Genomic DNA, 11,246 nt, shown 5'->3' on the forward strand with positions numbered 1-11,246 from the left:
CGTCATGGCCTGGCTGGGCACACATCTAGCGGTTGAACAGACCGCTGAGAAGCCCCTTCTTGCGGCTCCACCCGTGCTGCTCGAGCAACGTGAACAACGGCTCCTTGATGCGACTCGTCGAGAACGAGTACGTCACCGGTCCCACCGAGATGCCGTCATCGGTCTTGCTGACGCCACCGAGCTCGAAGCTGAACGACTTGCGAGTGCTCTTGCCCGAGAAGAACTCCTTCTGAAACCTGCCGCCGCCGCTGCCGGCCGATCCCGCCGACGCGTTGTACACCTCGTTGAAGTCGAACGTCTCCTTGGCCGGATCGAGGGTCACGGTGATGCTGTAGTCCTTGTCGATCGAGGTGATCTCGGTCGGATAGAGCGTCGTCGCACGGACGATGTCCCACGAGCCGACGATCGTGTCGCCGATCACGACATACGTGAACGGCTCGTCGGGACTGTTGAGTGCGGGCACGGCGGCGAGGAGCTCTGGAACGGGAGTGGCCATGGCAAAACCGTACGCGGGTCAGGACGCCTGCGACACGTCCACCAGCTCGAAGACCGGCATCTCGGGGGGAGTGCCGCCGAACTCCGGGCACAGCGCCTGATGGGCACACCAGGCGCACAGGCCGCTCTTGCGTGGCGGGAAGTCGCGCACCTCGACGGCCCGCTCGATCGCCGACCACAAGGCGATGAGCTTGCGCTCGGTCGCCAGCAGCTCCTGCTCGTCGGGCTCATAGGTGAGAATCGAACCGTCACCGAAGTACATCAGCTGCAGCAGGGTCGGCAGGACTCCGCGGGTCCGCCAGATGACGAGGGCGTAGAACCGCATCTGAAAGATCGCCTTGTCCTCGAACCGAGGATCGGGGGATCGTCCCGTCTTGTAGTCGACGACCCTGATCCGTCCGTCCGGCGCGATGTCGATGCGATCGACGATGCCGGCGAACGCCACGCCGGAATCGAGTCGGTAGGAGACGCGCTCCTCACGGGCGGAGGGCTCCAGATAGCGCGGGTCCTCCATGCCGAAGTAGCGACCGAGCAGATCGACGCACGACGCGAGCCAGGCCGTCTCGTCAACCACCTGGTCCGCGCTGAACAGCTCGGCGAGTCGAGGCTCTGCGACCCGTAACGCCTCCCACTCGGCCGGCAGGAGCTCGACGGCTCGGTCGAGCGTACGGCCGGGAGCCGGCTCACCGAACAGGTCCTCCAGCACGGCATGCACCAAGGTGCCGCGCACCATGACCGGATCCGCCGGCTCGGGGAGCTTGTCGATGGTGCGGAAGCGATAGAGCAACGGGCAGGTCTGAAAGTCGCCGGCCCGACTCGGTGAGAGCGACCGGCGCACGGTCCGCGGTGCGTCAGTGTCTTCCATGCGAGCAGCGTAGTTCGACGCACCGACGAATCCCTCGACGCGGGCGACAGGTCGAACGCGTCAAGGGGTAAGAGATCAGCCGTAGGGACCCGTGGACGGCGCCGGAGCGTCCGGGTCGTCGGGCGCGGTGTCGAGGTCGGGGTCCGCCGACTTGTGCTTCGGGTCGTCTTCGGGATCTTCGGAGATTCGGGGATCCTCGGGGGGCATGTCGCTCATGCTCGCCAGTCTGCCCTGCATCGTGCCGGTCCGCTGCTCGTGGCGGTGAATGATCATGTCCCCACCCGATAGGTTGACTCGGTGAGCTCACCCCAGCACCCCGGCACGTGGCGGCTCGGTCACCTCGTCGGCGTCGATGTGCTGATCAAGCCGTCGCTGTTGGTCATGGGGGCCGCGCTGGTCCTGCTCTTCGCGGGCAGATTCGACGACCGGGTCGACTCCAATCCGTACGTCCTGGCGACGGCGTTCGTCGTCGCTCTCTATGTGTCGGTGCTGATCCACGAGCTCGCTCACGTCGCAGTGGCCCGACGCTTCCGGATGCGGGTCCGCTCCGTGACGTTGCACCTGCTGGGCGGCGAGACCCTGATCGAGGGGGAGAGCCGCCGGCCGTGGCAGGAGCTGGCCATCTCGATCGCCGGCCCGCTGTCGTCACTGGCGATCGGGCTCGTGTGCTTTGCGGTCGAGCCCGCCCTGAGCGGGACGGTGGCCGACGTCGTCTATTCGGTCGCGCAGGTCAACATCCTTGTGGCGGCCTTCAATATGCTGCCGGGCCTGCCCCTGGACGGTGGCCGGGTGTTCCGGGCGATCATCTGGCAGGCCACGGGCCGGGAGGAGACCGGCATACGCATAGCGGCCTGGATCGGCCGCCTCACTGCTGTCGCGATCGTCGGGTTCGCCCTCACGCGAGCCCGTGACGACAGAACCTTCGTGATCGACATCCTCATCGCCGTGCTCATCGGCTGGTTCCTGTGGCAGGGGGCAGGCGACGCACTCCGCAACGCCAGCCGCACCGCGCGGGTCAACCTCCTCAACGCTCGCCTGCTCGCTGACACCACGGTGTCCGCGCCGGCCGGCACTCCCCACCTGTCCGCCGACCTGCATGGATCGGAGCTGCTGCGCGCCATGGCATCACTACCTTCTGAGGCCTATGTCCTCACCGAGACCGACGGCAGCGTCTACGGCGTTCTCACCGCCCGCGCGGTCGACGACGCCTATCGGGCGAGCCGATGACTCCCTCGATGCGGAGCGGTCCGCTGCAGTCCGGGGAGTGGATCCGGCTGACCGACCCCAAGGGCCGCAAGCACAACCTCAAGCTGGAGGCCGGGACCGAGTTCTCGACCAAGAAGGGCCAGATCAAGCACGACGACATGATCGGCCACCCGGAGGGGATCGTCATCGAGTCCTCCATGGGAGCGGCCTACCAGGTGTTCAGGCCGTTGCTGTTCGAGTACGTCGTGTCCATGCCACGAGGCGCCGCGATCATCTACCCCAAGGATGCGGCGCAGATCATCACGATGGCCGACATCTATCCCGGCGCCCGTGTCGTCGAGGCCGGTGCCGGTTCGGGCAGCCTCACGTCCTACCTCCTGCGGGCCATCGGACCGGACGGGACGCTGGGTTCGTACGAGCTGCGCGAGGAGTTCGCCGAGACCGCCCGGCGCAACGTCGAGCAGATAGCCGGCCCCGATCCGACGGGCTGGACCCTCACGGCCGGTGACGTGCGCGAGGTCATCACCGAGCCAGAGATCGACCGACTGATCCTCGACATGGTCGACCCATGGACGTGCATCCCGCTCGCGGTCGAGCGTCTGGTGCCCGGCGGCATCGTGTGCGCCTATGTCGCGACGACGACCCAGCTCTCGCTGTTCACCGAGACGATTCGCGAGCAGGGCGGGTTCACCGAACCCCGCGCCTGGGAGACGATCGAGCGGGACTGGCACCTCGAGGGGCTGTCGGTCCGGCCCGACCACAAGATGATCGGGCACACCGCATTCCTCGTGACTGCCCGCAAGATGGCTCCCGGCCAGACCTCACTAGGCACCTCCCGACGCCCCGCTCCGGGTGCCTACGGTCCGGACTACAAGGGCCCCCGCCCGGCCGGCTCCGAGACCGAGTAGTCGCCGTCACCCAAACGACACTTCCCGTGTGTCTGAGATGACAGGGCCACACGTGACATGGGCGGGTAGGGTCTTTCGTACGAGCAGGAGGTGCGGCCATGTCAGACAACGAGCCCATCCAGACGAGCGGTCAGGGCAGAGGTTCGGACCAGGAGCTTGCCTACTTGCGCGCTGAGGTCGAGCACCTCCGGCGCCGCCTCGGCTCCGACGGGTCCAACGACTCGCGCCTCTTCGACATCGAGGCCAAGCTGGCCGCCACGAGCTCGCAGAACGAACGCCTGACGTCGACGCTGCGTGAGGCCCGCGACCAGATCGTGACGCTCAAGGAGGAGGTCGACCGGCTGGCGCAGCCGCCGACCGGTTTCGGCACGTTCCTGCAGCGCAACGACGACGAGTCTGTCGACGTGTTCACCGGAGGCCGCAAGCTCCGGGTCAACGTCAGCCCTGCCGTCGACAAGGAGGCCCTGCAAAAGGGTCAGGAAGTCATCCTCAACGAGGCCATGAACGTCGTGACGGCTCTGGAGTTCGAGGTGACCGGCGAGGTCGTCTCGCTCAAGGAGATCCTGGCCGACAACGAGCGAGCCCTCGTCATGGGCAATGCCGACGAGGAGCGCATCGTGCGCCTCGCCGAGTCGCTCGACGGCATCAAGCTGCGGCCGGGCGACTCGTTGCTCTTCGACTCGCGGTCAGGCTACGTCTACGAGCGCATACCCAAGAGCGAGGTCGAGGACCTCGTGCTCGAAGAGGTCCCGGACATCGACTACGAGAGCATCGGCGGTCTCCGCAACCAGATCGAGTCGATCCGCGACGCGGTCGAGCTGCCATACCTTCACCCCGAGATCTTCATCGAGCACGAGCTCAAGCCGCCCAAGGGCGTGCTGCTCTACGGCCCTCCAGGCTGCGGCAAGACCATGATCGCCAAGGCGGTGGCGGCATCGCTGGCCAAGAAGGTCTCCGAGCGCACCGGCGAGGAGGGGCGGTCGTTCTTCCTCAACATCAAGGGCCCCGAGCTGCTCAACAAGTACGTCGGTGAGACCGAGCGGCACATCCGGCTGGTCTTCCAGCGTGCGCGTGAGAAGGCCAGTGAGGGCACGCCGGTCATCGTGTTCTTCGACGAGATGGACTCGTTGTTCCGTACCCGCGGGTCGGGCGTCTCCTCCGATGTCGAGAACACCATCGTGCCGCAGCTGCTGAGCGAGATTGATGGCGTCGAGGGCCTCGAGAACGTCCTGGTCATCGGTGCCTCCAACCGCGAGGACATGATCGACCCGGCCATCTTGCGCCCCGGCCGGCTCGACGTGAAGATCAAGATCGAACGTCCCGATGCGGAGTCGGCGACCGACATCTTCAGCAAGTACCTCACCGCCGGCCTGCCGCTGCACGCGGACGACCTGGGGGAGTGGAACGGCGACCGGCAGGCCTGCGTCACCGGCATGATCCAGCGCACCGTCGAGCGGATGTACACCGAGTCCGAGGACAACCAGTTCCTCGAGGTCACGTATGCCAACGGCGACAAGGAAGTGCTCTACTTCAAGGACTTCAACTCCGGCGCCATGATCCAGAACATCGTCGACCGGGCCAAGAAGATGGCGATCAAGGATCTGCTCGAGAGCGGTCAGCGCGGCCTCCGCGTGCAGCACCTCCTGCAGGCGTGCCTCGATGAGTTCAAGGAGAACGAGGACCTGCCCAACACGACCAACCCCGACGACTGGGCGCGGATCTCGGGCAAGAAGGGGGAGCGCATCGTGTTCATTCGCACCCTCATCTCCGGCAAGAGCGGCAACGAGCCGGGCCGATCGATCGACACCGTGGCCAACACCGGTCAGTACCTCTAGGGGCGGGCCCTGACGTACGACCTCCGCGCTGCCCGCTACGACAGCGCAGATGCCGCAGTGCTCACCGCCGAGGTGAAGCTGGAGTATGTCCTGCGCTACGGCGGGGAGGGCGACACCGCACCCGTCGACACCTCGGAGTTCGACGGACCCCATGGAGCGTTCTTCATGGTCTACGTCGAGCGCGTCCCGGCCGCGATGGGCGGCTGGCGCCGCCACGGCGACGACGCGGAGATCAAGCGGATGTACGTCCGCCCGGCATACCAGCGCCGAGGGCTCGCACGGGTCGTGCTCACCGAGCTCGAGCGCAGTGCCGCCGCGGCCGGCGTCACCCGACTGATTCTCGAGACCGGGCTGGCGCAGCCCGAGGCGATCGCGCTGTATCGCTCGGCGGGCTACGAGGAGATACCGGCCTTCGGCTACTACGCCTGCGCCCCCGAGAGCGTGCACCTCGGGAAGCGGATCGGCTGAGCGCCAGCGCCACTCCGGCCACGCTCAGGGCCAGCCCGGCGATCCCGAGCACCGTCACCCGGTCCCCGAACATCACGGCGGCCCACAGCATCGTCGTGGGCGGCGTCAGATAGAGCCAGGTGCTCGCTCGCGTCGCACCCTGCGTGCGGGAGACGAACAGGTATGCGCCGTAGCCGCCGAAGCTCGACAGGATCACGACCCACGCGATCGCGGCCCAGAACCCCTCGGACGTCGGCGCGGTGGACGTGCCCTGCGCGATGGCGAGACCCCAGAAGACCACGGTGGCAGCGATGCTCTGGACCGTGAGCGACATCAGCACGGACTCCTGCGGCTGCCATCGCTGCTGCAGGACCGTCCCGGTCGAAAGCGCCAGCATGCCGCCGACCGGCAGCAAGTAGACCCACCACGGGGCATCTCCGGTCGTCAGGTCGGCACCGACCACGATCGCGACGCCCGCCAGACCCAGCGCGAGGCCGAACATCTGCGCCAGGTGCGCGCGCTCGGAGAGCACTGGCGCTGCGAGGGCGATCACGACGAGCGGCTGCATCGAGGCGATCAGCGCCGTCGTCCCGGCCGATGCACCCAGCCCCACTCCACCGACGATGAGACCGAGATAGGCCGCCTGGCACAGCAGCCCCAGCATGATCTGGCGCCCGAGGCCCTCTCGGCTGACTCGTTCTCGGCGCCACAGGCAGACCGAGACCAGGATCGCCGACGCGACGAGGTAGCGCCACGCCAGCAGGGTTGACGCAGGCGCCTGTCGGGTCCCGAGCTCCGCGCCGATGAAACCGGAGCTCCAGAGGACGACCAGTGCTGCGGGCGGAGCAGTGGCACTCAACCGGTGAGACAACATGCGGCCACCTAACCATACCGGTCGGTATACTTGCAGTGTAGATCAGAAGGGGAACCACATGACGACCATCACGCAGCCCCGCATGACGCCCACCGCGATCCGCATCCTCGAGACCGCCGAGGGCCTGTTCTACGCACACGGCCTGCGCGCCGTCGGAGTCGAGCGCATCGCGGACGAGGCCGGCACGACCAAGAAGACGATCTACGACCGGTTCGGCTCCAAGGACGGGCTGATCACGGCGTACCTTCGCCAGCGGTGCGACCGGTGGCACTCCCACGCGACTTCGTACGTCGAAGAGCACGAGCCGGAGCCGAGTAGGGCGCGCGTTCTGGCGGTGCTCGATGCACTCGACAGCTGGATGGCCGTGAACCGGCGTGGTTGCGGGTTCGTCAACGCCTATGCCGAGTTGGCCGGGACGGGCCACAACGGGTTGTCGATCATAGCCGAGGAGAAGATCTGGACGCGGGACTACTACATCGGGCTCCTGACCGAGCTCGGCGTCCCGGACCCCGGACCTCGGGGCCGCGAGCTGGCCCTCGTGCACGAGGGAGCCATCGTCCAGCTGACCGCCGGTGCACAGCCCGAAGCGATGGCCGATGCGCGCGAGCTCATGCGCAGACTCATCGACGACGGTGTTGCGGCGGAGGAGGCACCCGCCACCTGGGGCTGATCAGTCCCGGATCGGGATCCGCAGGACGAACTCCGTACCGCGGCCGACGGAGCTCACTTCGATCCCCAAGGTTCCGCCGTGCCGTTCGGCAATCTTTCGGGCGATGGCCAGACCCAGGCCCGATCCGCCGCTGATGCGGTCGCGGGAGGAGTCGCCGCGACCGAAACGCTCGAACACCCGCGAACGATCGGCGAGGGCCACCCCGGGGCCGTCATCGCCGACCACCAGACGGGTGGCACCGTCGTCGCTGTCGACCCGCAACGTCACCGTGCTGACAGCGTGGGCGACCGCGTTCTCCAGCAGGTTGCGGACCAGGCGGGCAAGGTCGGACCTGCGACCGAGCACGGGCCCGGCCGAGACCAGCGCGGTGTCGATCGTCAGCGTCGTGCTGGCGCGCAGCCGCTCGGCCTCCTCCAGCACGATGTCGTCAAGGTCCACGTGCGCGCGGGGATCGCCCTGCCTTGCGTCCTCGCGGGACAGGAACAGCAGATCGCGGACCAGTGCCTCCATCTCAGCGCTCTCGGCCAACAGCTCCCGCGCAAGGGGCGCCCACTCGGTGTGATCCGGGTAGGTCAACGCGACCTCCAGCTGAGCCCTCAACGACGCTAGCGGACTCTGCAGCTCATGGGAGGCATCGGCGACGAACTCGCGCTCACGCAGGCTCGCCGCCTCGAGCCGGCCGAGCATGTCGTTCATGGTGACCGCAAGCCGGCCGACCTCATCGTTGTCTCGAGGCGCCTCCACCCGGCGGCTGAGATCCTCGTGCGAGATCGCGGCGACCTCCGAGCGCATCTCATCGACGGGACGCAGTGCGCGGCCGATCACTGACCACGTGACTGCCACCAGGACCAGCAACAAGACCGGGACTCCGATCACGAGGGAGGTGCGTAGGGTCGTGATCGTCTCGCTGACCGACTCCAGGCTCGTCCCCACGTAGATCGTGACGGGGCCGTCCCGTCCCCGCGCCTCCAGGGCCCAGACACGATAGGTCTCCGTCTCGGAGTCATCGGGCACGCCGTGCAGGGTACGGACCTGCATCCGTTCACCACCGGGATGCCAGTCAGAGATCGGACCGCGGCCGGAGATGCTCCGCGAAGCCGCCACGACGTGGCCGGAGCCGTCCACGACCTGGCCGACACCGTCGTCGGAGGTGTCACGGAGCTCGACGGGCAGGGATCCGCTCTCGACCAAGGACGCCAGATCCTGCACCCGGGCCCGCGACAGGCCGTCGTCACTGCGCACCAGAGACGCGCGCAGTGTGACCAGCAGCCCGACCGCACCGACGACGAGAGCGGCCGCCACCACCAGAGCCGCCAATGCGGTCGTACGGGCCCGCACCGAGCGCATGTCAGACGCCATCCGCGGCGAGTCGATAGCCGACGAGCCGGACGGTCTGCAGCGTCGACAGGCCGAATGGTTCGTCGATGCGCCGGCGCAGCTGGCCGACATAGACCTCCACGATGTTCGAGTCTCCTTCGAAGGCGAAGTCCCACACGTGCTCCCGGATGGACGTCTTAGACATCACCTCACCGGGGTGGCGCATCAGGAACTCCAAGAGGGAGAACTGCCGCGGCGTTAACTCAACCGGGGTGTCGCCGCGCCAAGCGCAATGTGTCGCGGGATCCAGCCTCAAGTCACCGACGGTGAGAACGGCGGGTCGCTCGCCCGAACCGCGCCGAAGCAGCGCTCGCAGGCGGGCCAGCAGCACCATGTAGGAGAACGGCTTTGACAAGAAATCGTCCGCCCCGGTGTCAAGCGCCCGGGCCTCGCTGTCCGCACCCTCCATGGCCGTCAACATCAAGATGGGGGTCCAGACGCCCGTTTCGCGCAGGCGATCGCAGATCTGATAGCCGCTGAGACCCGGCAGCGAGATGTCCAGGATCATCGCGTCGTACGGATTCTCGGTCGCCATCCAGAGCCCGTTGTCGCCATCCATGGCAACGTCGACGGCGAAGCCCTCGGCCTGGAGGCCGCGCTTGACCGCGAACGCCACTCGTTTGTCATCCTCCACGACCAAGATCCGCACCTGCCCACAGTGGCACCACGCAGATGAATGCGGGCTGAATGCGGGCAAACCACGTGTTCAGCGTGACTTCAGGTGTGCGGGCCCAGCATGGGTTCCAGGATCAGGCGCTCACCAGGAACGCCCATCCAAACTGAGGAGAGGCACATCATGAGAATGCGAACAGCAGCAGCAGCCGCGGGCGTAGCGACCTTGCTCGTCGTCGGGGGTGCCGGTGTCGCCCTTGCAACGGGTGGCGACAGCGACGCAACCGTCCGCGGTACGCAGGCCGATGCCGCGACCAAGGCAGCCCTCGAGGCGACCCACGGCGGCACGGCGAACTCGGTGGAGCGTGACTCCGAGAACGGCGCGACCTGGGAGGTCGAAGTCACCAGGACCGACGGCAAGACCGTGGACGTCCGGCTCGACGAGAACTACGCGGTGGTGGTGATCGAGGGCGACAGCGAGTCGAGCTGAACCCGCGAAGCGGGCTCCTGACGCAAAACTGACGGCCCCGACCGTACGCTGGCACCATGAGCGTACGGCGGGTGCAGGGCAGCGAGGTCGAGTACGGCATTGCGGTCCAGGGGCAGCCGCACGCCAATCCCATGGTCGCCTCGACCCACGTGGTCAACTCCTATGCCGCGGCCCACGGCCTGACCCGGCGTGCGCGGTGGGACTTCGAGGAGGAGAACCCGCTGCGGGATGCCCGGGGGTTCGACCTGAGTCGCGACGTCGCCGACCCGTCGCAGCTGACCGACGAGGACATGGGCCTGGCCAACATCATCTTGACCAACGGCGCACGCCTCTACGTCGACCACGCCCACCCGGAGTACTCCAGCCCCGAGGTCACCAACCCGCTCGACGTCGTGCTCTGGGAGAAGGCCGGCGAGAACGTCATGCGCCTTGGTGCCGAGCTCGCCGCCACGATCCCCGGCGCTGCGCCGATCGTGCTCTACAAGAACAACATCGACAACAAGGGTGCGTCCTACGGCTCCCACGAGAACTACCTCATGCGGCGGGACGTGCCGTTCGACCAGATCGTCGAGCACCTCACCCCGTTCTTCGTGTCGCGCCAGGTCTTCACGGGCGCCGGCCGGGTCGGGCAGAAGCAGGACGGCAGCGTCCACGCCTTCCAGATCAGCCAGCGCGCCGACTACTTCGAAGTGGGCGTCGGGCTCGAGACGACGCTCAAGCGGCCCATCATCAACACCCGTGACGAGCCTCACGCGGACCCCAAGAAGTACCGGCGGCTGCACGTCATCATCGGTGACGCGAACTGCTCCGAGACCGCGATATATCTCAAGCACGGCACGACCTCGTTGGTGCTCGCGATGATCGAGGCCGGCTTCCTCACCCGCAGCCTGGCACTCTCGTCGCCCATCACGGCCCTGCACGACATCTCGTATGACCAGTCGCTGACCCAGAAGGTCGAGCTGCTGGACGGGCGCACCGTCACGGCACTGGAGCTGCAGGGCGAATTCCTCCGGCTGGCCAAGGAGTTCGTGGCGCGGGAGGGCTCGGACGCCCAGACCGATGATATCCTGCGGCGCTGGGAAGACATCCTCGAGCGGCTCGGCCGCGATCCCATGGAATGCGTCCGTGAGCTCGACTGGGTCGCGAAGCTCGCGCTGCTCGAGCGCTATCGCGAACGCGACGGACTGGAATGGGACCACGCCAAGCTGCATCTGGTCGACGTGCAATATCACGACATCCGGCTGCACAAGGGGCTCTATCACCAGCTCGTCCGCACCGGTCGGATGGACCGGCTGATCACCGACGAGCTGGTCGCGGCTGCCGTGACCGAACCACCGCAGGACACCCGCGCCTACTTCCGCGGCATGTGTCTCGCCAAGTTCTCCAAGGACATCGCCGCCGCCTCGTGGGACTCGGTGATCTTCGACCTGCCCGGTCAGGACTCCCTGCAGCGCGTTCCCACGATGG

12 protein-coding genes and 1 pseudogene are annotated in these 11,246 nt (G+C 67.1%); 7 read left to right on the top strand and 6 right to left on the bottom strand.

All coding sequences use genetic code 11. The features are described 5' to 3' along the window. Nucleotides 1-25: 25 nt before the first annotated feature. The 3 genes from WKF39_RS13725 to WKF39_RS13735 all read right to left on the bottom strand — a co-directional run bounded on the left by WKF39_RS13725 (nt 26) and on the right by WKF39_RS13735 (nt 1,633). On the bottom strand, nt 26-496 hold the full coding sequence (locus WKF39_RS13725) for a hypothetical protein (protein WP_340389350.1): 471 nt from the start codon (nt 494-496) through the stop codon (nt 26-28). An 18-nt stretch (nt 497-514) separates the two neighbouring features. Beyond that, nucleotides 515-1,360 (bottom strand): PD-(D/E)XK nuclease family protein, encoded by an 846-nt coding sequence (locus WKF39_RS13730; RefSeq protein WP_340389352.1) that lies wholly within the window; start codon nt 1,358-1,360, stop codon nt 515-517. 75 nt (nt 1,361-1,435) lie between these two features. Continuing rightward, a complete protein-coding gene (locus WKF39_RS13735; protein ID WP_340389354.1) occupies nt 1,436-1,633 on the bottom strand; it encodes a hypothetical protein in 198 nt (65 codons plus the stop codon). A gap of 24 nt (nt 1,634-1,657) precedes the next feature. On the opposite strand from WKF39_RS13735, the gene WKF39_RS13740 reads away from it, so the two are divergent. From WKF39_RS13740 to WKF39_RS13755, 4 genes are all read left to right on the top strand, one after another. After that, on the top strand, nt 1,658-2,587 hold the full coding sequence (locus tag WKF39_RS13740) for a site-2 protease family protein (RefSeq protein WP_340389356.1): 930 nt from the start codon (nt 1,658-1,660) through the stop codon (nt 2,585-2,587). After that, nucleotides 2,584-3,474, top strand: coding sequence for a tRNA (adenine-N1)-methyltransferase (locus WKF39_RS13745; protein ID WP_340389358.1), 891 nt, complete (start codon nt 2,584-2,586; stop codon nt 3,472-3,474). Before WKF39_RS13740 ends, WKF39_RS13745 begins: the two co-directional genes overlap by 4 nt. Before the next feature lie 98 nt (nt 3,475-3,572). Further along, nucleotides 3,573-5,309: a proteasome ATPase gene (gene arc / locus WKF39_RS13750; protein WP_340389360.1), complete on the top strand. Its 1,737-nt coding sequence runs from the start codon at nt 3,573-3,575 to the stop codon at nt 5,307-5,309. A gap of 57 nt (nt 5,310-5,366) precedes the next feature. Continuing rightward, the gene (locus tag WKF39_RS13755; protein ID WP_340389362.1) at nt 5,367-5,777 is read left to right on the top strand and encodes a GNAT family N-acetyltransferase; all 411 of its coding nucleotides are present in this window, start codon (nt 5,367-5,369) and stop codon (nt 5,775-5,777) included. A 10-nt stretch (nt 5,778-5,787) separates the two neighbouring features. Here WKF39_RS13755 and WKF39_RS13760 read toward each other — a convergent pair. After that, nucleotides 5,788-6,630 (bottom strand): annotated as a pseudogene (locus tag WKF39_RS13760) (DMT family transporter); the annotation flags it as partial. A gap of 58 nt (nt 6,631-6,688) precedes the next feature. On the opposite strand from WKF39_RS13760, the gene WKF39_RS13765 reads away from it, so the two are divergent. After that, nucleotides 6,689-7,300 (top strand): TetR family transcriptional regulator, encoded by a 612-nt coding sequence (locus tag WKF39_RS13765; protein ID WP_340389364.1) that lies wholly within the window; start codon nt 6,689-6,691, stop codon nt 7,298-7,300. Here the strand turns inward: WKF39_RS13765 and WKF39_RS13770 are convergent, their stop codons facing one another. Continuing rightward, on the bottom strand, nt 7,301-8,659 hold the full coding sequence (locus tag WKF39_RS13770) for a HAMP domain-containing sensor histidine kinase (protein WP_340389366.1): 1,359 nt from the start codon (nt 8,657-8,659) through the stop codon (nt 7,301-7,303). Next, entirely contained in the window at nt 8,649-9,326 is a 678-nt protein-coding gene (locus WKF39_RS13775; protein ID WP_340389368.1) for a response regulator transcription factor, read from the bottom strand. The genes WKF39_RS13770 and WKF39_RS13775 overlap by 11 nt, the downstream gene beginning before the upstream one ends. 147 nt (nt 9,327-9,473) lie before the next feature. Between WKF39_RS13775 and WKF39_RS13780 the strand changes: the two genes are divergently transcribed. Continuing rightward, nucleotides 9,474-9,779, top strand: coding sequence for a PepSY domain-containing protein (locus tag WKF39_RS13780; protein ID WP_340389370.1), 306 nt, complete (start codon nt 9,474-9,476; stop codon nt 9,777-9,779). A 56-nt stretch (nt 9,780-9,835) separates the two neighbouring features. Beyond that, nucleotides 9,836-11,246 (top strand): depupylase/deamidase Dop (dop, locus tag WKF39_RS13785; protein WP_340389372.1); only part of this gene is annotated, 1,411 nt, incomplete at its 3' end.

Source organism: Aeromicrobium sp. (genome assembly GCF_037719875.1).
Classification (GTDB): domain Bacteria; phylum Actinomycetota; class Actinomycetes; order Propionibacteriales; family Nocardioidaceae; genus Aeromicrobium.